Source organism: Rhodococcus opacus B4, from assembly GCF_000010805.1.
GTDB classification, from domain to species: domain Bacteria; phylum Actinomycetota; class Actinomycetes; order Mycobacteriales; family Mycobacteriaceae; genus Rhodococcus_F; species Rhodococcus_F opacus_C.
The window spans coordinates 1,555,518-1,579,550 of record NC_012522.1; the positions used below are offsets into that span (position 1 = coordinate 1,555,518).

Genomic DNA, 24,033 nt, shown 5'->3' on the forward strand with positions numbered 1-24,033 from the left:
ACAGTCGGTTGATTACGAGTGCCACCGAGTCCGGCCTGTACGACAGGACGCTCGACAAGAGCAGCTGCGGCGTGGGCTTCATTACCCGCAAGGACGGCATTCAGACCCATGACGTCCTCCTCCGGGGCCACGAGGCCCTGTGTGCCGTTCCTCACCGCGGTGGCATGTCCGCGGAGGGTGTCGGCGACGGCGCCGGCGTGTGCGTCGACCTGTCGGTGCCGTACTTCCGGGCCCTGACCGGTGACGACGGTCTCGAGGCGGGCCGCTTCGGGGTCGGCAACTTCTTCCTCCCCACCGACGTCGCGTTCCACGCCGATGCGGAAGCCGTCATCGAGCGGGCGCTCGCCGAGCAGGGGTTCGAGGTGCTGCTCGAGCGCGACGTGCCCGTCGACGCCACCGTGCTCCGGCCCGCCGCGATCCGGCACCAGCTGCCGATCCGGCAGTGGGTGTTCACCGCGCCCGAGGCGTGCGCCGACGAGGCCGAGTTCGACCGCCGCATCCACGACGCCCTGCTCGCGATCGAGGCCGTCGCGTACACCCAGCCGGATCTGGCCGGGCTGTACCCCCTGTCGCTCAGCGCGCGCACCCAGGTGCTCAAGGGCCGCCTCAACTCGAACGAGGTGATGCCCTACTTCCAGGACCTCGTCGATCCGGCGCACGCAATCCACACCCTCTACTTCCATACCCGGTTCTCCACCAACACCGACCCGCACCCGACGATGGCGCAGCCGTTCCGTCTGATGGCGCACAACGGTGAGCTCAACACCGACAAGAAGAACCGGCTGTCGGAGGCCGCGCTCGCGCGTGCCCGCAACCGGGAGATCGTCCGCCCGCACGGCCAGTCCGACAGTTGCCGCCTCGACCAGACGCTGCAGAGCCGCGTCGTGGAGGACGGCCTCGACCTCGTGACCGCGGTCGTGTCGATGATGCCGCCTGCGTGGGAGAACGATTCCACCCTGTCGCCCGAGGTCCGCGCGATGCTCGAGTACTTCTCGCTGTACGAGGAGAAGAACGACGGCCCGGCCGCGCTGATCTTCGGCGACGGCACCGTCGTCGGCGCCCGCCTCGACCGGCTCGGACTGCGTCCGCTGCGTTCGGTGGAGACGGACGAGTACCTGTGCGTGACGTCCGAGGCCGGGCAGATCGATTTCGATCCCGCCACCGTGCTGCACCGGGGACGCATCGAGGCCGGCGGCATGCTGTACTTCGATCACCGCGAGGGCCGCGCGTACTCCACCGACGAGGCGCTCGAACTGCTCGCCGCCCGCACCGACTACGTCGCGCTGGTCGCCGACGCGCGCCGCACCCTCGAGGCCCTGCCCGAGGTGCAGCCCGAGCCCGGCCCGCTGCGCTACAAGGGCGACCTCGACCGCCACCAGCGGTTCGTCGCGTACTCCCACAACCAGGAGAGCTTCAAGTTCATGATGGACCCGATGCTCGCATCGGGTCAGGAGAAGATCTCCGCGATGGGCTACGGCAACGCCATCAACGCGCTCTCCGATCAGGAAGGCGGCGTCGCCAAGTACTTCTCGCAGCGGTTCGCGCAGGTCACCAACCCGTCCCTGGACAGCATCCGGGAGGCCGACGGCATGACGCTGCGGGTGGCGCTCGGCGCCAAGCCGAACAGCGGTGCCCGCCCGGCCCCGCAGATCGTGGTGCCGTCGCCGATCCTCACCCACGCCGACGCGCTGCGGATCCGCAAGCAGACCGAGACCCCCGTCGAGCGGTTCTCGATGCTGTACACCCCCGTCCAGGGCGACCCGGCCGCCAACGCCGCCGCCCTCGAGGCCGCGGTGTCGGCACTGTGTGACGATGTCGAGGCATTCGCGCGGGAGCGCGGTGGCATCGCCGTCGTCACCGACCGGCACGTGTCCACCGACAAGGCGGCGCTGCCGATGATCGTGGCGATCTCGGCGCTCAACCAGCGGCTCATCGAGGAGGGTCTGCGCCTGCGGGTCTCCGTCGTCGCGGAGAGCGGCCAGATCTCGTCGTCCCACCACGTGGCCGCCGCCCTCGGGTTCGGCGCCGCCGCGGTGTACCCGCTCGCCGTCCGGCTGCGCGCCGAGGAGAAGTTCGCCGACGAGGCCGACGCCGCGTTCAAGCGATTCGCGAAGGCAGCCGAGAAGTCGCTGATGAAGACCATGGGCCGCGTCGGCCTGTGCACCGCCGAGAGCTACATCGGCGGCGAGTTCTTCGAACCCAACTACCTCGACACCGACGACCCGATCCTGCGCCGCTGGTTCCCGAACGTCCAGACCCCGGTCGGCGGTGTCGGCTTCGCGGTGATCGCGCAGGCCGTCGCCGACTGGCACGCCCGTGCCGTCACCGTGTCGGGCGAGAAGGACATCCCGCTGCTCGGCCTGTTCAAGGAGCGCGCCGAGGGCGCCGGGCACTCGTACGGCACGGCGGCCGTGCGCGGCTTCGTCGACCTCACCGAGGAGCCCATCGCGTTCGACACGGCCGGCACCCAGGACCACACGGAGTCGCTGCGACTGCTGCCGCTGAACCGGCTCGAGGACGCGTTCGGTCTCGACGACGACGCCTACCGCAACGCCGGCTTCCAGACGCTGACGCCCGAGGCGATCGACCGCTTCGAGATCACTCCCGGCTACCGCGCATTCGCGCGGACCATGGCCGACGAGCGCACCCGCCGTCCCGCAGCGCTGCGGGACGTGCTGGATCTGCCCGCCGACGTCACGTTCCTCACCACGGCGGCGGAGTTCCGCAAGCAGATGGGCCGGTTCTCCCGCAAGGGCAACAACAGCTTCGCGGTGCGCGGACTCGCGTCCGAGGCCGTCGGCGACGACGGGTTCCGGCTCCGGCTCACCGGCCCCCACGCGGGTGAGGCCGGTGTGCTCGCGGCCCTCGGCGAGTCGCTGGTGATGCGGTTCGGCGACGACCTCTGCGAGCACCGCGTCGACGGCGACGCGCTCCTCGTGCGCACGACCGGTGAGGCACTGCGATGTCTGTCGCTGCTGCGCACCGCTCCGGCGAGCCTGCCGATCGGGCAGGTGCAGAAGGCCAGCGAGATCACCCCGTTCCTCACGTCCGGCGCCATGAGCCACGGCGCACTGAACTCCAACGCGCACGAGGCCGTCGCGCACGGAACCAACATGGTCGGCGGCATGTCGAACAGCGGTGAGGGCGGCGAGCACATCTCCCGTTACGGCACCATCCGTGGTTCGCGGATCAAACAGTTCGCGTCGGGCCGTTTCGGGGTGTGGGCCGGCTACCTCGCCGACCCGATGCTCGAGGAACTCGAGATCAAGATCGCGCAGGGCGCCAAGCCCGGCGAGGGCGGGCAGCTGCCCGCGCCGAAGGTGACCGTCGAGATCGCGGCCGCGCGCGGCGGCACTCCCGGCGTCGAACTCGTCTCTCCCCCACCGCATCACGACACGTACTCGATCGAGGACCTCGCGCAGCTGATCCACGACTGCAAGGCGGCGCGGGTCCGGGTCATCGTCAAGCTCGTGTCCTCGGAGGGCATCGGCACCATCGCGGTGGGTGTCGCGAAGGCCGGAGCCGACGTCATCAACGTGGCCGGTAACACCGGTGGCACCGGTGCCGCCGCGGTGACGAGCCTCAAGTACGCCGGACGTTCGGCGGAGATCGGCGTCGCCGAAGTCCATCAGGCGTTGTGCGCCAACGGTTTGCGGCAGAAGGTGCTGCTCCGCTGTTCCGGTGCGCACCAGACGGCGAGCGACGTGGTGAAGTCGGCGCTGCTCGGCGCCGACAGCTTCGAGTTCGGCACCACCGCGCTGATGATGCTCAAGTGCGTCATGGCCAAGAACTGCAACATCAAGTGCCCGGCCGGACTGACCACCAACCCCGAGCTGTTCGACGGCGACCCGCGGGCGATGGCGCAGTACCTGCTGAACATCGCGCACGAGACCCGCGAGGTGCTGGCGGAGCTGGGCATGTCCTCGCTGCGCGAGGCCCGGGGACGTTCGGATCTGCTGCAGCTCCTGGACCACCCGTCCAGCGTCGGCCAGCTCGACCTGCGCGCGATGCTCGCCGTGGTCGACGAGGTCACCATCGGCGATCCGGTGTACCTGGAGAAGGACTACACGCTCGACGACGGCTGGCTCGTGCAGCTGCGTGCCGCGCTGATCGAGCAGGGCGAGGCCACGGTCGAACTCGGTGACGGCGTGCACCTGAGCAACCGCAACAAGAGCGTCGGCGCCCAGCTGGCGGTCGACATCGAGCGGATGCTCAACCACGAGCTCACCGAGGTCGCGCTGCCCGCCGTGCTCCGCGACGAGCGCGGCCGCGGTTACCTACGCGACGGCAGCGTCCGCATCGCGACGTCCGGGTCCGCGGGCCTGTCGTACGGCGCGTTCTGCAACGACGGCATGACCCTCGTCCACACCGGCACCGCCAACGACGGCGTCGGCAAGGGCGCCAACGGCGGCAGCATCGTCGTGCGCTCCCCCGGCGGCGGTTCGGACCGCCACGGCGGCAACGTGCTGATCGGCAACTTCGCACTGTTCGGCGCCACCGGTGGGCGCACGTTCGTCGAGGGCCAGGCGGGTGACCGCTTCGCCGTGCGCAATTCGGGTGCCACCGCGGTCGTCGAGGGTGTCGGCGACTTCGCCTGCGAGTACATGACGAACGGCGCCGTCCTCAACCTCGGTGGCTTCGGCAAGGGCGTCGGCAACGGCATGAGCGGTGGCTTCGTCTACCAGTACGACCCCGAGAACAAGCTGCCCGGCAAGGCCAGCGCGGACTCGATCCTGCTCGGTTCGATCACCGGTGACGGCGAGCACGCCGCGCTGCACCGTTCGGCCGTGCACGTGCTGCTCGGGTGGCACCTCGAGGCCACCGGCTCCGCGAAGGCGGCGTGGCTGCTGGAGAACTGGGAGACCGAGCAGCACCACTTCGTGTACGGCATGCCGCGCGCGCTGCTGCAGTACCAGGACAGCGACGAGATCCTGAAGGCCAAGTCCCGCAAGGACCTCGCCGACGAACTGGCCGCAGCGCTGGTCGCGCACCAGCTGCGCAAGTTCAAGCTGGACTACCGCGACGGCCGCGCCGTGCTGGACGGTGCCGTGCCCGGCTACGGCGAGGCCGACACCGAGGCGATGTTCGCGCTGCTGAACAACTACACCGTGCTGAACGCTGCGCAGGAGATGGCGCTGTCCAAGCTGCCCGGGGTCACGGATCCGTCCGACCCGGCCGTCGACAAGGCCGTCCGCAACCTGCTGCTCACCGAGGACTTCTTCCTCATGCAGCGGTTGCAGCGGTACGCACGGGAAGCGCTGAAGGACTACAGCGACGAGGACCTCGCCGTGATGGTGGCGGCCAAGCGGCTCGCCGACTACAAGGATGCGCTGCGCCGCCGCAACGTCCGGTCCATCGACGCCCCCGGCACGTACGGCTGGATCCTGCACCAGGACGCGAAGAACGTCGACAAGATCGGCCGGCTGCCCGGTTTCGAGGAACTGTTCGCGCAGCACGCCCTCCCCGATCTGATCCCCGCGCGAGACATCCCCGCGAAAGACGTGGTGCCCTCATGAAATTGCCCTACATCCCCCAGGATGCCCCGTTCAGCGAGGACCAGCGCGTCTGGCTCACCGGCTTTCTCGCCGGGATGAGCTCGCGTCTGGCCGTCGGCGGCTCCGACGCGCCCGCCGGGGCGGCCGGTGGGCAGCTGCCCGCCATGCACGTGCTGTACGGCAGCCAGACCGGGAACGCCGAGGGTGTCGCGGAAGACGCTGCGGCCGCGGCACGTTCGCACGGCTTCGCGCCGGTCGTGAGCGCCCTCGACGACGTCGACATGGACGCCCTCGCCGCCATGCAGCGCGTCCTCGTCGTCACCTCCACCTACGGTGAAGGCGAGATGCCCGACAACGCCGAGCTGTTCTGGCAGGCGCTGGCCGCGGAGACCGCACCACGGTTGGAGACCACCGACTTCGCGGTGCTCGCGCTCGGCGACACCGGGTACGACGGGTACTGCCAGGCCGGCAAGATGATCGACACCCGGCTCGAGCAGCTCGGGGCGCACCGCGTGACGCCGCGCGTCGACTGCGACGTCGACTACGAGGATGCCGCCGCCGCCTGGGTCGCGGAGACGCTGCCGTTGTTCGCGGCCGTCGAGGGTATTCGCGGCGAGTCCGCGGTCGCCGACGTCGCCGAGCCGGTGGCGAAGCCCGCCCGCACACGGTCGCAGTGGAACCGCAAGAACCCCTACGGTTCCACGCTGTCCGTGAACCGCCTGCTGTCGAGCGAGGAGTCCGCGAAGGAGATCCGCCACTACGAGTTCGCGCTCGCCGACAGCGGCCTCGAATACGAGGCCGGTGACGCGCTCGGCGTGATGCCGATCAACGATCCCGCCCTCGTCGACGCCCTCGTCGCCCGGCTCGGCATCCCGGCAGACGCCGCCGTCACCGGCAAGGAGCGGCCCTTCGCCGACCTGCTGCTGCACAGTTACGAGATCTCCACGCCGAGCCACGAATTCATCGACGAGATCGAGAAGCGGGCGGGCGACGAGGAGCTGAGTCACGTGCTGCGGCACGGCGACAAGGAGGCCCTCGACGCCTGGCTGTGGGGCAAGGACGTGCTCGACCTGCTGCGCCTCGAACCGTCGGTGACGCTGACAGCGGACGAGTTCGTCGGACTGCTGAAGCCGTTGCAGCACCGGGCCTACTCGATCTCCTCGAGCCCGCTGGCCAACCCGGGCAGAGTGCACCTGACCGTCGCCAGCGTCCGCCACAGCTCGGCCGGCCGCGACCGCGGCGGCGTGTGCTCCACCTTCCTCGCCGATCGGATCGCCGAGGGCGGCACCGGCGGGATCTTCGTGTCGAAGAACAAGTCGTTCCGGGTCCCCGCGGACGACGCCGCACCGATGATCATGGTCGGCCCGGGCACCGGCATCGCACCGTTCCGCGCGTTCCTGCAGGAGCGTCAGGCGCGGGGCGCGTCGGGACGCAACTGGCTGTTCTTCGGCGACCAGCACCGCGCGTCGGACTACATCTACGAGGAGGAGATCGGCGCGATGAGCGACAGCGGTCTGCTCACCCGCCTCGACCTCGCCTTCTCCCGCGACCAGGCGGAGAAGATCTACGTGCAGAACCGGATGATCGAGAACGGCGCCGAATTGTTCTCCTGGCTCGAGGACGGCGGCCACTTCTACGTCTGCGGCGACGCCACCCGCATGGCGAAGGACGTCGACCGGGCCCTGCACGAGGTGATCGCCACCCATGGCACCCTTTCCACCGAGCAGGCCGCCGACTACGTGACCAAGCTCAAGAAGGAAAAGCGCTACCTGCGCGACGTGTACTGACCACGTCGGCAGCTACTCACGAGGAGCAAGAACAATGGCAGTGGTGATTCTGTACGGCAGCGAGGGCGGGACCTCCGAACTGGTGGCCGACAACATCGCCGACGTGCTCGGCGACTACGGCGACACGTCCCTGTACGACATGATGGAATTCGATGCGGGCGATCTCGACCCCGCGAACTTCCACGTCATCGTGTGCTCCACGTACGGTGAGGGCGAGCTGCCCACCGGCGCGGAACCCTTCTTCGAAGGACTCGAGGAGGACGAACCCGACCTCACCGGCATGCAGTTCGCACTGTTCGGCCTCGGCGACAAGGTGTACGAGGAGACGTACAACCGCGGCGGCGAGATCATGGCCGCGAAGCTGATCTCCCTCGGCGCGGTGCAGGTCGGCGAGCACGGCAGGCACGACGGCTCCAGCTCGATCCGCCCCAAGGATCAGGCCGAGGAGTGGGCCAAGAACATCGGCGAGGAATTCCTGGGCTGACGCCCTCAGGCCGGGAGTCGCGACTGCACGCTCCGCACCCAGTCGCGGCTCCCGGCGAGGTAGCGTTCCCGCGCCGCCGCGAACAGGCGAACGCTGTCGGCGCCGGGCCAGTCCGCGGGCAGCATCGCGCCCGGCAGGCCCGGGTCGATGTACGGGATGATGCGCCATTCGTCGAGCAGCGGCACGAAGCGGACGAACGCGTCGCGCGGCGACACCTCCTCCGCGGCAGCGAGAGCGGCACGGTGGCGGTCCAGGAAGTCGCGGTGCCGCGCGGCGATGCCGCCCAGATCCCACCACCGGGCGGCCGCGTCCTCCATCGAATCGGGGACGGACACCGACGTGGACACGAACGTGGTCACGTACTCGGACAGGCCCAGCGCGTCGACGATGTCCCCGACCTCGGTTGCGAGGTGTTCGGGGGCGATCCACAGGCCCGGCGACACGGTTCCGCACCCGATCCAGCCGAGCCGCCTGCGCAACTGGTGCCGCGCCGCTCGCTGCGATTCGGGGATGGTGAACGAGATCAGCCGCCAGGGATCGGTGTCGGCCATCTGACGGAAACCGAAGATCCGCGGATCGCCGCGGGTGAACATCGACTCGGCCTGCTCGGTCACCTCGTACCCGCTGCGGCCGTCGCGGGTCAGCGGCCGGAGCACCCCCTTCTTCTTCAAGCGGGTCACCGCGATGCGCGTCGATTCGGGCGGGATGCCGACGGCCTGCATCACTTCCACGAAATCGGCGATCGCCACCCACCCGCCGACGTCACGCACGTATGCACCGAGCACGGTTCGGATCAGCGACGTGGCGCTGCCGGGCCGCGAATCGAAGTCGTCGAGAATCGCGCTCGCCGGTTCAGTCGGCGAGTTCATCACGGATCGCGAGTATCCCGGCGCACACCTCGCCGAAGCTCGTGCTCAGCGGGCTCAGGCCGAGGCGCAGTCCCCGTGGGGCACGGAAATCGGGGATGACGCCCTTCGTCCACAGCCGCTGGACGACGGCCTCGAACCGCGGGTGGTCGATGATGACGTGGCCGCCCCGCTCGGCGGAATCCTCCGGCGATCCGATCTCCACGCCCAGCGGAACCAGCACCTCGCGCACGAGGTCGAGTGCGTACTCGGTCAGGGCGATCGACTTGGCCCGCACGGCGTCCATGCCGACCTCGCCCAGGAGGGCCAGGGTGTCCTGCAACGCGATCATGCCGAGGACCGGCGGCGTTCCGCTGATCACGCGCCGGATGCCTTGTGCCGGCTCGTAACCCTGCGCCATCGCGAACGGGTTCTCGCGCCCCATCCACCCCCAGATCGGCTGCACGAAGCCCTGCTGATGGCCGGCCCGGACGTACGCGAACGCCGGTGAGCCGGGCCCGCCGTTCAAGTACTTGTACGTGCACCCGACCGCCAGGTCGACACCCCACGCGTCGAGTTCGAGGGGAACCGAGCCGACGGAATGGCAGAGGTCGAGCAGCAGGAGCGCGCCCGCCTCGTGCGCCACCCGGGCGGCCCCGGCCGCGTCCACCAGGTAACCCGAGCGGTACGCGACGTGACTGAGGACGACGAGCGCGGTGTGTTCGGAGACCACCGACTTCAGGTCGTCGACGGTGACGCCGCCCCGGGTATCCGATTCGATCCACCGGAGGGTGAGCCCGAGATCCCCGGCGACGGCCTCGAGCACGTACCGATCCGTCGGAAAGTTGTCGCGGTCCACCACGATCTCGGTGCGACCCGGCCGCAACGCGAGCCCACCCCGCGCGAGTTTGTACAGCAGGACCGTCGTCGAGTCGCCGATCGTGGTCTGACCGGCGGCCGCGCCCAGCGCCACCCGCGCGAGGGTGTCGCCGATCGTGATCGGCAGTTCGTACCACTCCTCGTCCCACCCACGGATCAGCCGGCCACCCCACGACTGCGTGACGAAACCGTTGATCCGCTCGGCGCTCGCTTTCGTGGGCCTCCCCAGTGAATTCCCGTCGAGGTACGCCACGACCTCGAGGTCGTCGGCGCCGATGAAGAGGTCGCGATACGAGCGGAGCGGGTCGGCGGCGTCGAGTTCCGCGGCGCGGGCCGCCAGCACATCCGTCGACGTGGTCATCATCGTCCGATCTCGGTGCGGATGGCGAGAAGTTCGGGAAAGAACGTCAGCTCGAGTGCCTTCTGCAGGAATCCGACACCACTGGATCCGCCCGTCCCGGGCTTCATGCCGATAGTCCGGAGCACCGTGCGCATGTGGCGGAAACGCCACAGCTGAAAGTTCTCCTCGAGGTCGACGAACTCCTCGAACGCCTCGTAGACGGCCCAGTGCTCCTCGGAATTCTCGTACACGAATTTGATCAGCGGCATCAGATCGTCGTTCAGGCTGTAGGCGGCGGTCACGTCGCGGTTCAGCGCGGACGCCGGCACGTCGTATCCGAGCCGCGACAGGCACCGCCAGAACGCGTCGTACAGACTCGGCTCGCCGAGGAGCCGGGCGAGCAGTTCGTGGGCGGCGGGATCGGCCTCGAACACCTCCAGCATCCCGGCGTGCTTGTTGCCGAGCACGAACTCGACGGCGCGGTACTGATAGGACTGGAACCCGGACGAATTCCCGAGGAACTGCCGGAACTCGGAATACTCGGTGGGCGTCAGCGTGGCCAGCACCGACCACTGCTCGGTCAGCGTCTTCTGGATGTGTTTGACGCGTGCCACGCACTTGAGCGCCCTGCCGATGTCGTCCGCATCGAAAGCATCTCGGGCCGCGAGGGTTTCGTGCAGAACGAGCTTCAGCCAGAGTTCGGTGGTCTGGTGCTGGATGATGAACAGCAGTTCGTCGTGATGCTCGGGCCTGCTCACCGGTTTCTGCGCGCTCAGCAGGGTGTCGAGGTCGAGGTACGAGCCGTAGCTCATCCGCTCACTGAAATCGGTGACGATGTCTTTCTCGATGGCTCTGGTGTTGGCCTGCACGCCCATGGCCGTCCTCACTGCTGGTGTTCGAGTACCGGGCTCCGACCTCCATATTACATAATCGTGGCGACCGCTAGCATCGTCTAATACGAGTTGGCCGCCGCGGACCTCACGCCAACTCGGCCGCCCAATCGGCGAAGCTCTGCCAGCCCACCTCGGGGTAGAGCCGGCGCAGTTCGCCGATGTTCGCGTCGTACCCCGTGTCGGTGAGGAAGCGGAACATCGCGCGCATGTCCGGCGATGCGATGGCGTCCGGGTCGGACGAATGGGCATGCACCGGCGTGCCCAGCACCTCACCGAGCACCTCGGCCATTCGGGCCGGCGTCGGATCGTCCGATGCCAGGTCGATTCTCGTCCCGGCAAATCGGTCCGGATCGTCGAACACGAGGGCGACGAAACGGCCGAGGTCCCGGCGCGACAACTGCTGCAGCGGGGTATCGACGGGCAGAGGCAGCTCGAGTCGGCCCCGGCGGATGCCGTCGAGTCCACCGAGCAGATTGTCGTAGAAGTAGGTCGGACCGACGATCGTGTACGAGACCGATGACTCGCGCAGCAACGCCTCGGTCACCGCCTTCGTCTCGAAATGCGGCACCCCGGTGCTCTTGTCCGCGTCGGCCACCGAAGAGAACACCACGTGGGGAACACCGGAATCAGCGAACGCGTCGACGAGCGCGGCGCCCTGAGCAATCTCCGCCTCCGGGCCGGCCTCGAATGGGGTCGTCATGGCGAACACGCCCGCACACCCGTCGACCGCAGACGCGATCGCCGCCCGATCGGTGATGTCGGCCACGGCAATGTCGACGCCTCGCAGGCGCAACGCCTCTGAGCGAGAGGAACTTCGACGAACAAGCGCTCGGACCTCACGCCCTCGCTCGAGCAGCGCGTCGACGACAGCGCCTCCCTGACCACCCGTCGCTCCGACGACTGCATACGGCTCACTCATGGGCACAACACCTCTCCTTCTCGACCGCGCCAGCGTACTCGCAGGGTCGAGTTATGGCCGCCGCGATGATTTTGCGGTCTTGCCGGTGTCAGTATTCGTATGAGAACACTCGCGATTACTCAGAACATCACCCTCGACGGCTCGATCGAGATGCTCGGCGACTGGTTCGACCCAGCGGACCAGGACGAACAGTTGCTGGAGGCGACCAACCGGCAGTCCGAGCGCGCGGACGCGATGTTGCTGGGCCGGCAGACGTTCGAGGACTTCCGCAGCTACTGGCCCCAGCAGACCGACGACCGGACCGGGATCACCGACGAGCTGAACCAGATTCAGAAGTACGTCGTGTCCTCGACCATGTCCGACCCCCAGTGGCGGAACTCGACCGTGCTCACGGGCGACTGGATCGACCAGGTGCGGACCTTGAAGGGGCAGGCGGGCCGCGACATCGTCGTCACCGGGAGCATCATGCTGACCCATGCCCTGATCGAGTCCGGCCTCGTCGATGAATACCGGCTCTTCGTGTACCCCGTCGTCCAGGGTCGGGGACGACGGCTGTTCCCCGACGGATACGAGAAGCCGGGGCTGCAACTGGCCGAGGCCCGCGGCTTCCGGAACGGTGTCTCCCTGCTGCACTACACCGCCTGACGATGCCACCGAGGCGACCCAAGGGTGGCGGTTTCGCGACCTCCGTCCGTCCCCGCCACCGCTACCGCTCCGCGTCAGCAGGAGCTGTGAGCGTGGTCGTGATGGTGGTCGGTGTGGGTCGCTTCGTCCGCGTCGGGAGCTCCGGTGGTGGCGGCAGCAGCCAGGTCGTGGTCGGCTCCGACGAGCGGGTCACGGGGAGCACCTCGAACGTCGTCTGCACCACCATCGACGGGATCGGCACGCACCGCAGCCCGGCCACCTGGAAACCGCGACTGCCGCGGTTCGGCACCGCCGCGCGGAAGTCGGCGACGCTGCCGACCTGACGGGTCTCGCCCAGGATGCGATCGCCGAACTCCACCGCCCACGGTCCGCCGCACGTCGGAAGATTCGTCGCGTGATACTGGATGCGGTCGCCCGGCTCCCCGCGCGGCGGGCTGACGAAGAGGACCGGCCCAGCGGGATCGAGCATGCGCGTCGCCTCCCGGTCGGGTTCGCTCGACGCACCGCCGCCGGTGTGGACGGCGAGCAGCAGAGCGACGGACCCGACGAATGCCGTCGCCGCCAACCAGGGTGTGTGTCGCATCGGTCTCACCTCGCACCCTCAATTATGCGGCTTCGCCACCCACCGCTCCGACGTTGCCGCATCCACCGATGTCCGGACGGCTCCCGGCGGCCTCGAGCCGGTAGAGGGCGAAACACAAGATGGCGTCGAGGTTGTTGAATCCGACTTCCGCATACAGGCCTACCTCGTCGTCGTACAACGCGGTCGACGGATACCAGTCGGGTTGCGGGACAGGATGTCCGGTTACGCGGCGGTACTGCGCCGACCACCGGTCGGCGACACCGAAGGCGAAGGCGTAGGGGACGGCGGCGAGGAAGCACTCACGGACCGCGGCGGAGCCGATCGTCTTCGACCGACCCGACAGCACGCGTTCGAACCCGGCGGCGCCCGACCACACTTGCCGCCCCGTCGGCGTGTGCCGAAGACCCGTTCCCGCGGCGAACACGCCGAGCGAGCCGATGACGAACGCGACGAAGGGAACGCCGATGATCGTGGGACCGAGTATGCCGAGGAACCCGAGCGCGGCGAGTACCGTGCACAGGCACGCCATCGCCCGCCCGATCCACGTCCTCACCGAGAACACGAGCAGATCGCCCTGCGCCGCCCACGACCGGCATCGTTCGGACATCGCGCCCAGGCCCTCCCTTACCGCGTAGCCGGATTCGGGCGAGCCGTCGGCGACGAATACCCCACCCGGCGAATAGATTCCGAGACATTCGGCGAACACCCGGGAAATGGGATCGATCTGCCTCCACTGCTGTGGGGTGCCGATCCCCTCGATCTGCCACAGGTCGTCATCGACCAGCGTCAGCCGGACCACCGACTGCTCGGCCAGGTGGAGCAGTGTCGCCGTCGGCGTGCTGTCGCCGATCCACTTCCGCAGGACGTATTCGGTCTGCGCGGGCCCGAGACCGGGAACGGGTCCATACCGCACCGGCGCCTCGGGGAGCTCCTCGCGGGCACTTCGCGACCACAGAAGACCCGCGCCCCATGCGACGACCGACATCCCCACGGCAACCGCGGCGAGCACCAACGAGTCGCCGACGATCGCGGCGAGTCCACGCGCATTCGACGTCGGACCCCACACCAGAGGCAACAGCAGTCCTGTGCAGGCCGAGACACCGACGAGTACGGCAACGGCAACTCGCGTCCTCGACGCATCCGACGCGCGGCGGTGCCCGGCGCTGCGGTCCTCCCCGTCGGAATCGGGCTGGTACTCATCGCCGTTGTCGTACATTCGCTTACCTCGTCGCCGGGAATGTTCGCTGATACCGCAATCCTCGGCACAACCGTCACCGGCAACCAGACGACACAGGGACTACCGACCCCACCTCGAGGTGCATGATTCCTCACCCTATCGGGGACGCCGCGCCCGCTCACGGTGTGTTGCGGCGAACGGGATTCACCAGTCCGCGATCACCGGAACGACGCGTTCGCCCAGGATCTCGAGGGGCGTGATCGACGCGACCTGCGGCACCCATCCGTGAACGTGGGTGACTCCCAGCTTCGCCAGGTCCTCGAGTTGACCGAGCAAGGTGTCCAGGTTCTGTCCGCCCGCACCCGGGTCGAGCGGGAACATCACGGTCTTCTCGATGGCGTCGTAGTCGGTCCCGAGCGCGGTGCAATGATTCCTCAGCACCTCCAGCTTGTGGGAGACCTCGGGTCCACCGAACACATTGCAGGCCTGTGCGTACTGCGCGACCAGCCGAAGAGTCTTCTTCTAACCCCGCCGCCGATGAGGATGGGCGGGTGCGGGCGCCGTAGCGGCTGCGGCACGTTCATCGTGCGGCCGAGCTGATAGTGCTTTCCCTCGAACGGCCCGTCGTTCTCGCTCCACATCTGCAGGCAGATCTGCAGTGTCTCCTCGAGCCGTTCGAAGCGTTCGGCGGTGGGCGGAAAGTCGAGGCCGAGTCCGACACTCTCGTCCTCATTCCAGGCGGCGCCGATTCCGAGGTACGCGCGCCCCTTGGACAGGACGTCGAGCGTGGTCACAGCCTTGGCGAGGAGGCCCGGCTCGCGATAGACGGTGGCGGTCACCCAGGCCAGCAAGTCCACCCTCTCGGTGACGGCAGCGAGGAATCCGAGGGTGGTGTACGCCTCGAGCATCTCGGTGTCGATCGGTCCTACCGGTTCGATCTGCCAGAGATGATCCATGACGCTGAGCTTGGAGAAACCCACGTCCTCGGCGGTGGTGGCAATGCGGCGCAGGTCGTCCGAAAGGATCGACGGGCCGGCCGGATAGGTGAAGTCGGCGATGTGCAGTCCCAGTTCCATAGCTCTCCACGCTAAACCTGTTGCCGCCGGCTACCCAGGGATCGCCGGTACCACCCACACGTGCCCTCGCCAGATGCCGTCACGAATACGTACGGTGACCCGGTGACCGAATCCGCTCGCCGACTCGACGTGGTCTTCGCCCCCGACACCGTGGCGCACCGCGGAACCGCGGAGGAAGTGGTGGGCCGGGCGCTGGATGCGCGGGGCCTCACCGGCGAGGTGACGTTCGCCGCGGACACCTCGGATCTGCAGCGCGCCGTACGGACGGCGGCGAGCCGGGGTGAGTTCGTCGTCGTGCCCGGCGCCGGAGCATCGTTCACCGCCCCGGCCCGCGGGGCGATCCGCGTCGATTTCGGAGAGTGCGAGGCGGACCGCTCCGACGGCATCCGGGCCCACATCCGCGGGCGGGGACTCGACGGACTCCGATTCGCCGTCGACAGCTGGTACCACCACCGCTTTCACCCCGGGACGATCGTCCACTACGGCGACGACCCCGATCAGCGCGCCGAACTGCGGGTCCCGAACGACACCGGACCGTTCCCCGTCGCCGTGCTGATCCACGGCGGATATTGGCGTCCCCGTTGGGAGTTCGACCTGATGGACGGTCTGGCGGTGGACCTGACTGCCCGCGGGTACGTGACGTGGAACGTCGAGTACCGTCGCCCCGCCGACGGCCGTTGGGCAGCGATGACGTCCGATGTCGCCGCCGCACTGCAGGCCGCCGGGTCCGTCCCGCAGGCGGATCCGGGACGCGTCGTGATCCTCGGCCACTCGGCCGGCGGTCAGCTCGCCCTGCGCGCCGCCGCCGACGCCGCCGCCGTCGCCGACGGGGCGGCGGTGCGTCCGGCTCTGGCGGTCAGCCTGGCCGGGGTCCTGAACCTGCGGCTCGCCGACGAACGCCGTCTCGGCGCGGGCGCCGTGGCCGACGCCGTCGGCGGCCACTGGGCCGACGACCGGGCGACGTACCAGCGGTCGTCACCGCTCCATCGGCTGCCGCTCGGCGTCCCGCAACTGGTGGCGTGCGGCGAGGGCGACGAACCGGACCTGCTGGAGATGAGCAGGGAATACCACGCGGCCGCCGCGGAGATCCCGGACGACGTCACCCTGATCGAGGGCCCCGGCGACCACTTCGCCGTCATCGATCCCGCGAGCGAGATCTGGCGAAGGATCGCCGGGGCCATCGACGCGCGGGTCAGACCTCGGACAGCGTAGACACCGCCGACTGCAACCCGGCCCCCGCGCGACCGCGCAGCAGGTCCGCGCAGCGCTCGGCCATCGTCATGACCGTGATGTTCGGGTTGACGTGCGGCAGTTTCGGCATCGCCGACGCATCCACCACTCGCAGTCCGCGCACCCCCTTGACCCGCAGTTCCGGATCGAGCACCGCCATCGGATCGTCGACGCCGCCCATGCGGGCCGTGCCCGCCGGGTGATACACCGTGTTGTGGGTCTTGTGGATGTAGTCGAGGATCTCGTCGTCGGTCACCGCGTCCGGTCCCGGCGCCAGTTCCCGGGCGATCCATCCGCGCAGCGCCTTCTGCTCGGCGATCGTGCGGGCCAGCTTCACCCCGGACAGCATCACCCGGTCGTCGTGGCCCTCACTGTCGGTGAAGTACCGCGGATCGACCTTCGCGCGGTCGCGGAAGTCCCGCGAGCGCAGCCGCACCGTTCCGCGGGAACGGCCCTGGGTGACGTTGGGTGTCAGGCAGAAACCGTTGTCGGTGGTGGGGTAACCCCACCGGAGCGTGTTCATGTCGAACGGCACGCTGCCGTAGTGCATCATCAGGTCGGGGTGATTCAGCCCATCCTCGGTGGTGGCGAAGAGGCCGATCTCCCACCACTGCGTCGACGTCTCGACCATCGGCCGGGACGCCTCCCAGAACACCAGCCCCTCCACGTGGTCGTCGAGGTTCTGCCCGACCCCGGGCGAATCGACGCGGACGGGAACGCCGAACTCCGCGAGATGCTCCGCCGGCCCGATCCCCGAGAGCATCAACAGTTTCGGGGTGTCGATGGCCCCGGCGGTGATGATTACCTCGCGTCGCGCCGACACCGTGTCGTACCCGGTGAGGTCGGGACGTTGATACCGGACACCGATCGCCGTCTGCCGTTCGTCGAACAGGATCTCGCTGACCCAGCAGCCGGTCCGGACCTCCAGGTTGGGGCGTGTCCCGAGGATCGGGTGCAGGTAGGCATGCGACGACGACATCCGGGTGCCGTCCTCGGACGCGTTGATCTGGAACCACCCGGCCCCGTTGAGCACCGTTCCGCCACGGTTGAACGCGACGGTGGGCAACCCGACCGCGGCGGCGGCGTCGAGTACCGCGCGGCCACACGGATCGTTCGGTGGGACGTCGCGCAGTCGCACCGGACCACCGCGGCCATGACCGTCTCCGGGGGCGTCGTTGTTCTCCAGGCGGCCGACGTACGGCAGGATGTCGCGCGCACCCCACCCCGACGCGCCCATCGCCTCCCAGTCGTCGAGCGCCTCGGCCGGCGGCCAGAACGCGATACACGAATTGTGCGACGAGCAGCCGCCGAGCACCTTGGCGCGGGCGTGCCGCATGAAGCTGTTGCCCCGCTCCTGCGGCTCGACCGGATAGTCCCAGTCGTACCCGGAGTCCAGCAGGTGCATCCACTGCGACAGCTCGAGGACGTTGCGGTCACCGACGTCGGACGGCCCGGCCTCCAGCAGGCACACCGTCACCGACGGGTCTTCACTCAGGCGTGCCGCGAGAACGCATCCCGCACTGCCACCGCCCGCGATCACATAGTCGAATTCTCCTGCGGAGGTGCGCAATACGTCGTCGGTCATCGGGCGAGCTCCTTGTCGTTCGGTTCGGATTCCGGTGCGGGCGTTGCCACCGCCGCGGAGTGTGACGTCAACGTGCCGATGTGGTGCCGGCCGGTGGTGAGGTACCAGAGCAGCCCGAACCCGAGGATGACGCCGATGTAGACGAAAGCGCCCCAGGTGTTGTACCAGGGTTCGCCGTAGACTGCCTCGCGGGGCCAGGCGAGGTTGACGGCCATGCCCGCGCCCCACACCACGGCGACGATGTTGACGGGCAACCCCCACCTTCCCATCGTGAAGTAGCCGCCCTCCTTCAGGTCCTGCGGCGGCCACTGGCCGCGCAGCCTCCGCTTCAGCATCGGGCCGGTGACCATGAGATAGGCCAGGTAGATCATGATGATCGCGATCGAGGTCAGCACGGTGAAGATGTGCGGTTGGCCGATGTTGACCACCAGGATCAGCGCGGCCACCACTCCGATCGTCACGGCGGGCACGACGGGTGTCCGTGTCTTCGGGTGGACGCGGGCGAGCCGCTCCCCGAACGGGAGTGCGTTGTCGCGTGCCATGGCGAACGTCAGCCGGATGGCGGCGGTGTGCACCGCGAGCGAGCACACGGTCACCGCGATCACGATGCAGATCAGGAAGATGGTGCCCAGCGGGCCCCACATCACCTGCTCCACGATGTACTGCAGGCTGCCGTCGGACGCACCGATCTTCGGATCGTCCAGGTCGGGTGCCGCCATCACGGCGAAGACGAGGATCGCGCCGCCGATCACGAACGAGGCGAGGATCGCGCGGAGGATCGCTTTGGGGGCGGTGCGGCGGGGTTCCACCGTCTCCTCGCCCAGCGAGCTCGCGGTGTCGAAGCCGTACATCACGTAGCCCGACGCGAGGGTGGCCACCAGGAAGGCAACGAGGTAGCCCCCGCTTTCCCCGGCGCCGTAGCCGTGGGTGGAGAAGAACACCTGAGGGCCGCGGGTCATGTTGGCGGCGAGGATGATCGCGATCAGCACCGCGGCGATGAGTTCGATGAACACACCGGCGCTGTTGATCATCGCCATCAGACGGACGCCGAGCGCGTTGACGACGGTGGTGAAGCCGATCATCACGGTTCCGAGGATGACGGCGTTGGTGGCGAAGTCGTGTTCCCCGGTGCCGTCGCCGACGATCTGGAAGCCGCTCCACAGCCGCGGCAGATTCAGCTGCAGCGCCAGTACAACGGCCGACAGGGTGACGATCGATGCGGTCAGCATCAGCCAGCCCGCGGACCACCCCACCACTCTGCTGCCGAGTGTTTTCGCCCAGTTGTACACGGAGCCGGCTATCGGATACTTGGCGGCGAGCTCCATGAAGCACAGTGCCACCGAGAGCTGGCCGAGGAACACCACCGGCCACGACCACAGGTATGCGGGGCCTGCGGAGCCGAAACCGAAGTAGAACAGTTGGAAAGTGCCGGTCAGGATGGAAATGTAGCTGACGCCCGCGGCGAAACTCGCGAACTTGCCGATACTGCGATCCAGGGACTCCTTGTATCCGAAATCTTCGAGTCCACTGTCCTGATCGCCGGTCGTGTTGTCGGGTCTGGTCATTCGATCACTTCCTGAGAAGTCGATGGGTGTGCTCGCGCGCCCCTGCCGAGTGCACGTCAGGTCGCGGCGAACCACCCCGCGAGAGGTGAGGCCGTGTTGTTCCAGATGTGTTTGACTTCCTGGTATTCGGAGAGTCCGGCGGGTCCGAGTTCGCGTCCGTTGCCGGACTTCTTGAATCCGCCCCACTCCGCCGCCGGCGTGTAGTAGCCGAAGTCGTTGAGCCACACGGTTCCGTGGCGCAGGCGCCGCACCACCCGTTCGCCGCGGGCGGCGTCCGACGTCCGGACCCCGGCGGCGAGGCCGTATTCGGTGTCGTTGCCGAGTCGGACCGCGTCCTCCTCGGTGGTGAATCGCTCGACCGTGAGGATGGGCCCGAACGTTTCCTCCTGCACGATCCGCATCGAGCGGTCGCAGTGGTCGAAGATGGTGGGCAGGTAGAAGCTGCCGCCGTCGAGCGCGGGATCGGCGGGCCGGGAGCCGCCCGTCCGGAGGGTCGCCCCCTCGGAGATACCGAGCGCCACATAGGCTTCGATCTTGTCGCGTTGCGCAGTCGACACGAGAGGTCCGGTCTCGCTACGCGGATCGAGCCCCGGGCCGACACGGATGGCCTCGGCGCGCGAGACGAGGGCGGCGACGAACTCGTCGGCGATCGACTCCTCGACGATCAGGCGCGTCCCGGCCGAGCACACCTGACCCGAATGCAGGAAGACTCCGGTGAGCACCTGGTCGATCGACGACTCCCAGTCGGCATCCGCGAAGACGAGGTGCGGATTCTTGCCGCCGAGTTCCACGGCGACCTTCGTGACGTGTTTCGCGGCCGTCTCCAGGATCGTGGTGCCGGTGGCGAGTCCACCGGTGAACGAGATGAAGTCGACGTCGCCGGTGTCGGTGAGGGCGGGGCCGAGGTCGGCTCCGCTTCCCTGCACGAGGTTGACCACCCCGGCGGGCACACCGGCCTCCTCGATCAGCCGGGTGAACGCGATCGTGCTCAGCGGCGTGACCTCACTGGGCTTGAGCACCATCGTGCACCCCGCCGCCAACGCCGGTGCCACCTTCCAGGAGATCTGCAGCAGCGGGTAGTTCCACGGTGCGATCAGGACGCAGACCCCGATCGGTTCGCGAACGACGCGGGAGACGACGGCGGGGTTACCCACGTCGACGACGCGGTCGCTCGAGACGAGGGCGAGGCGGGCGTAGTACCGGAACACGGAGACGACGTCGTCGATGTCGATCATGCTCTCCACCAAAGTCTTACCGGTGTCGACCGTCTCGATGCGCGCCAATTCCTCCTTGTCGCGTTCGAGGAGGTCGGCGATCCGCGACAGCAGCGACGACCGCGTGGCGACCGGTGTCTCCGGCCAGTCCCCGGCGTCGAAGGCCGCCCGGGCCGCCCGTACTGCTCTCCCGGCGTCGTCGGGCGACGCCTCGTCGACGGTGGCGATCACGTTGCCGGTTGCCGGGTCGATGCAGTCGCGGGTGCGCCCCGACGTCGCAGCCACCCACTCCCCCGCGATGAAATTCACCGTGCCGAACAATTTCTGGACGTCGAGATCAGCGGATAGCGCCGACATCTTCATAGTGTGTCCGAAACCCTTTCGTGTGCAGACTTCTTCGATGGGCCGACGATGAGCGGATCACGGGAGACGTCCCGGTACAGCGAGAGGCACAGGCCGATCATCACCAGGAGGAACGGCGCGGCCGCGATGATCGTCATCGTCTGCAGTCCCTGCAGGGCGTCCGAGCCGCCGGTCCAGAGGATGAGGGCGGCGGTGCCGCCGGTGAGCGTGCCCCAGAACACGACGATTCGTTTGCTCGGGTGCCGGGTCCCCCGCTCCGACAGGGTGCCCATCACGAGCGATGCGGCGTCGGCACCCGAGACGAAGAACAGGGCCACCAGCACCATCACCAGCACGGTGGAGACACCGGCGAGCGGCAGGTGGTCGAGCATTCCGAACAACTGTCCCTCGGTCGACGACTGGGACGCCACATCGGTGCCGTCACGTTGCACCCCGATCGCGGAGCCTCCGAACACCGCGAACCACACGAGGCTGACCGAGGTGGGAATGACGATCACGCCGACGACGAACTGCCGGATGGTGCGGCCACGGCTGATCCGGGCCAGGAACATGCCGACGAACGGGGTCCACGACACCCACCACGCCCAGTAGAAGATCGTCCACGACGACAGCCACGATGCGGTGTCGTCGCCCGCACTCGCGGCAGTGCGACCCGACATCGTCGCGAGTTGCGCGCTGTAGTCGGCGATGGTGGTGGGCAGCAGGTTGAGGATAAGCACCGTAGGTCCGAGGACGAACACGAACACCGCCAGCACGATGGCCAGCACCATGTTGATGTTGGACAACCAGTGGATGCCGCGCGCCACCCCGGACACCGCCGAACCGACGAATGCGAACGTCAGCAATCCGACGAGGGCCACCAGCGCGAACGTGCCGACCTCGCCCATCCAGCCGATGATCTCGAGCCCGGACCCGATCTGCAGTGCGCCTAGGCCGAGCGACGCGGCGGTGCCGAACATCGTCGCGATGATCGCGAGGACGTCGATGACCTTGCCGGCCGCCCCCTCGGCGCGGCGGCCGAGGAGCGGGACGAACGCACAGCTGATCAGCTGTTTGCGGCCCCGCCGGTAGGAGCCGTAGGCGATCGACAATCCGACCACCGCGTAGATCGCCCACGGGTGCAGACCCCAGTGGTACATCGTCGTCGCCATCGCCGACCCGGCGCTGCCGTCGGTCCCGGGCGGCGGGCTCACCAAGTGCGCGAGGGGTTCGGCGACACCGTAGAACATCAGCCCGATTCCCATGCCGGCGCTGAACATCATCGCGATCCAGCTGACCGTCCGGAACTCCGGCTTCTCGCCGTCCTTGCCGAGCGGAATCCGGCCGTACCGGGAAAACGCCAGGAACAGCGAGAAGAGGACGAACCCGGTGGCCGACGTGATGAACAACCACCCCAGGTCGGCGACGAGCCACTCGAGGGCCGCGTTCGACACGAGCGCGAGGTTCTCCGGCGCCAGCAGGCCCCACAGGATGATCCCCACCCCGACGCCCGCCGCTACGCCGAACACCACCTTGTCGACGCCGCCCCGCCCCTCGGCCTGGGCGGGCGCCGCGCCCTCCGGTTCCGGCGCCTGCACTTCGGGAGGGTCGATCACCCTCGGTTGCTCGCCGGCGTACGTCATTTCGCGTCCCCACCCAGCCGGGTGAGTAACCAGTCGTGAAATTCGCCGATGTGGTGCTCCGCGGGTACCAGCACACCACCGTCGCGGTAGGCCTTCGACGACATCGTCGGCTGCGTCCGCTCGCACGCGTCGAAATCCTGCTGGTTGACCCGGTGGAACAGTTCGACCGAGCGGGAGACGTCGCGTCCCGACACCGTGACGTCCGGCGCGTACAGCCAGTCGCATTCCACGATGGTGCGGTCCGCGGACATGGGGTACATGCGGTGGAAGATGACGTGGTCGGGCACGAGGTTCACGAAGACCTGCGGCCGGACGGTGATGGCGTAGTACTTGCGGTCCTGATCGTCGCTGATGCCGGACAAGGCCTCGAATCCACCGCTTCCGTCGATGGTGAAGCCCTCGACTTCGTCGCCGAAGGCGGCGCCGTGTCCCACGAAGTACTGTGCGGCAAGACCATCCGCGAACTCCGGAAGCACCTCGGTGAGTTCCGGGTGGATGGTGGCGCAGTGGTAGCACTCCATGAAGTTCTCGATGATCAGCTTCCAGTTGGCCGCGACGTCGTAGGTGATCCGGCGGCCGAGTTCCAGGGTTCCGATCTCGTACCGATCGATGGCGGCCGGATCGCCGAGCCGTTCGGTGACGGAACCGATGACCTCGTCCTCGAACGACGGCGGCTCGTCCGCGAGGCAGACCCAGGCGTAACCCAGCCACTCGCGCAGCGCGACCGGCACCAGGCCGTACCGCACCCGGTCGATGTCGGCTCCGGTCTCGTCGCGCAGCGCGGCCATGTTCGGCGCGGCGACCAGTTTGCCGTCGAGTCCGTACGTCCACGCGTGGTACGGGCACTGGAGGTTCCGCCGGACCTGGCCTTCGTCCTCGGTGCAGAGCATGGCGCCGCGGTGCCGGCAGATGTTGAGGAAGGCCCGGAGGGCGCCGTCCCTGCCGCGGACGAGGAGGACGCTCTCCCGGCCGACGGTGACCTTCTTGAAGGCGCCGGCGTCGGCGAGATCTGCGGCGCGGGCGGCGCAGAACCACATCGCCTCGAAGACGTTCTCCTGCTCGCTCACGAAAATGTCGGGGTCGGTGTAATAGCGACCCCCCAGAGTGGGGATCAGTGCCGGGGCGGGCGCGGGGGCGGGGGCTTGGACGTCCGGAGCGGACATAGATGTCACCGTTCTTTCGTTACGGGAAAGATGCGTTCGGTCGGGCCGTGACCTGATGTCTGTGTGCGAAGTGGGGCGCAGATCGCAAGGGGGCGTCGTTGCCGAGTGTGACGACATGGGTGCCCGATCCGCGACGATCGTTCGAACAGCGGACAGCTGTTCCCGCCG

General features: G+C 68.3%; 16 protein-coding genes and 1 pseudogene. 5 read left to right on the forward strand and 12 right to left on the reverse strand.

Going from position 1 to position 24,033, the window contains the following annotated elements; genetic code table 11:
- Positions 1 to 8: 8 nt before the first annotated feature.
- From ROP_RS07280 to ROP_RS07290, 3 genes are read left to right on the forward strand one after another with little or no spacing between them, the layout of a single operon-like run.
- Positions 9 to 5,516, forward strand: coding sequence for a glutamate synthase-related protein (locus ROP_RS07280; protein WP_012688689.1), 5,508 nt, complete (start codon positions 9 to 11; stop codon positions 5,514 to 5,516).
- On the forward strand, positions 5,513 to 7,282 hold the full coding sequence (locus ROP_RS07285; RefSeq protein WP_012688690.1) for a sulfite reductase subunit alpha: 1,770 nt from the start codon (positions 5,513 to 5,515) through the stop codon (positions 7,280 to 7,282). Before ROP_RS07280 ends, ROP_RS07285 begins: the two co-directional genes overlap by 4 nt.
- A gap of 34 nt (positions 7,283 to 7,316) precedes the next feature.
- Complete coding sequence (locus ROP_RS07290) at positions 7,317 to 7,766, forward strand: flavodoxin family protein (RefSeq protein ID WP_012688691.1); 450 nt, start codon at positions 7,317 to 7,319, stop codon at positions 7,764 to 7,766.
- A 5-nt stretch (positions 7,767 to 7,771) separates the two neighbouring features.
- Here the strand turns inward: ROP_RS07290 and ROP_RS07295 are convergent, their stop codons facing one another.
- The 4 genes from ROP_RS07295 to ROP_RS07310 all read right to left on the reverse strand — a co-directional run bounded on the left by ROP_RS07295 (position 7,772) and on the right by ROP_RS07310 (position 11,648).
- Complete coding sequence (locus ROP_RS07295) at positions 7,772 to 8,635, reverse strand: PaaX family transcriptional regulator (RefSeq protein ID WP_043824360.1); 864 nt, start codon at positions 8,633 to 8,635, stop codon at positions 7,772 to 7,774.
- Entirely contained in the window at positions 8,619 to 9,854 is a 1,236-nt protein-coding gene (locus ROP_RS07300; protein WP_043824362.1) for a kynureninase, read from the reverse strand. The genes ROP_RS07295 and ROP_RS07300 overlap by 17 nt, the downstream gene beginning before the upstream one ends.
- Positions 9,851 to 10,705 carry a tryptophan 2,3-dioxygenase gene (locus tag ROP_RS07305; RefSeq protein WP_012688694.1) on the reverse strand — a complete coding sequence of 285 codons (855 nt, stop codon included), beginning with the start codon at positions 10,703 to 10,705 and terminating at the stop codon, positions 9,851 to 9,853. Before ROP_RS07305 ends, ROP_RS07300 begins: the two co-directional genes overlap by 4 nt.
- 103 nt (positions 10,706 to 10,808) lie before the next feature.
- The gene (locus ROP_RS07310) at positions 10,809 to 11,648 is read right to left on the reverse strand and encodes an NmrA/HSCARG family protein (protein ID WP_012688695.1); all 840 of its coding nucleotides are present in this window, start codon (positions 11,646 to 11,648) and stop codon (positions 10,809 to 10,811) included.
- Positions 11,649 to 11,741: 93 nt separating this feature from the next.
- Between ROP_RS07310 and ROP_RS07315 the strand changes: the two genes are divergently transcribed.
- Positions 11,742 to 12,287 (forward strand): dihydrofolate reductase family protein, encoded by a 546-nt coding sequence (locus ROP_RS07315; RefSeq protein ID WP_012688696.1) that lies wholly within the window; start codon positions 11,742 to 11,744, stop codon positions 12,285 to 12,287.
- A gap of 61 nt (positions 12,288 to 12,348) precedes the next feature.
- Here ROP_RS07315 and ROP_RS07320 read toward each other — a convergent pair whose 3' ends face one another.
- The 3 genes and pseudogenes from ROP_RS07320 to ROP_RS07330 form a co-directional block, all read right to left on the reverse strand.
- On the reverse strand, positions 12,349 to 12,870 hold the full coding sequence (locus tag ROP_RS07320; RefSeq protein WP_012688697.1) for a hypothetical protein: 522 nt from the start codon (positions 12,868 to 12,870) through the stop codon (positions 12,349 to 12,351).
- Between the two features lie 22 nt (positions 12,871 to 12,892).
- Complete coding sequence (locus ROP_RS07325; RefSeq protein ID WP_012688698.1) at positions 12,893 to 14,086, reverse strand: DUF2207 family protein; 1,194 nt, start codon at positions 14,084 to 14,086, stop codon at positions 12,893 to 12,895.
- Between the two features lie 165 nt (positions 14,087 to 14,251).
- Positions 14,252 to 15,123, reverse strand: a pseudogene (locus ROP_RS07330) (LLM class F420-dependent oxidoreductase).
- A 102-nt stretch (positions 15,124 to 15,225) separates the two neighbouring features.
- Here ROP_RS07330 and ROP_RS07335 point away from each other — a divergent pair.
- Entirely contained in the window at positions 15,226 to 16,335 is a 1,110-nt protein-coding gene (locus ROP_RS07335; RefSeq protein ID WP_043824368.1) for an alpha/beta hydrolase family protein, read from the forward strand.
- On the opposite strand, the gene ROP_RS07340 is transcribed toward ROP_RS07335, so the two are convergent.
- The 5 genes from ROP_RS07340 to ROP_RS07360 are packed head-to-tail and all read right to left on the reverse strand — an operon-like array spanning position 16,316 to position 23,865.
- Positions 16,316 to 17,938 (reverse strand): GMC family oxidoreductase, encoded by a 1,623-nt coding sequence (locus ROP_RS07340; RefSeq protein WP_012688702.1) that lies wholly within the window; start codon positions 17,936 to 17,938, stop codon positions 16,316 to 16,318. The two genes, ROP_RS07335 and ROP_RS07340, sit on opposite strands and share 20 nt — an antisense overlap.
- Positions 17,935 to 19,503, reverse strand: a complete 1,569-nt coding sequence (locus ROP_RS07345) for an APC family permease (protein ID WP_012688703.1) — start codon at positions 19,501 to 19,503, stop codon at positions 17,935 to 17,937. The genes ROP_RS07340 and ROP_RS07345 overlap by 4 nt, the downstream gene beginning before the upstream one ends.
- 56 nt (positions 19,504 to 19,559) lie before the next feature.
- Positions 19,560 to 21,080, reverse strand: coding sequence for an aldehyde dehydrogenase family protein (locus ROP_RS07350; protein WP_012688704.1), 1,521 nt, complete (start codon positions 21,078 to 21,080; stop codon positions 19,560 to 19,562).
- Positions 21,077 to 22,702, reverse strand: a complete 1,626-nt coding sequence (locus ROP_RS07355) for a BCCT family transporter (protein ID WP_012688705.1) — start codon at positions 22,700 to 22,702, stop codon at positions 21,077 to 21,079. The genes ROP_RS07350 and ROP_RS07355 overlap by 4 nt, the downstream gene beginning before the upstream one ends.
- Entirely contained in the window at positions 22,699 to 23,865 is a 1,167-nt protein-coding gene (locus ROP_RS07360; protein WP_043824371.1) for an aromatic ring-hydroxylating oxygenase subunit alpha, read from the reverse strand. The genes ROP_RS07355 and ROP_RS07360 overlap by 4 nt, the downstream gene beginning before the upstream one ends.
- Positions 23,866 to 24,033: the final 168 nt, after the last annotated feature.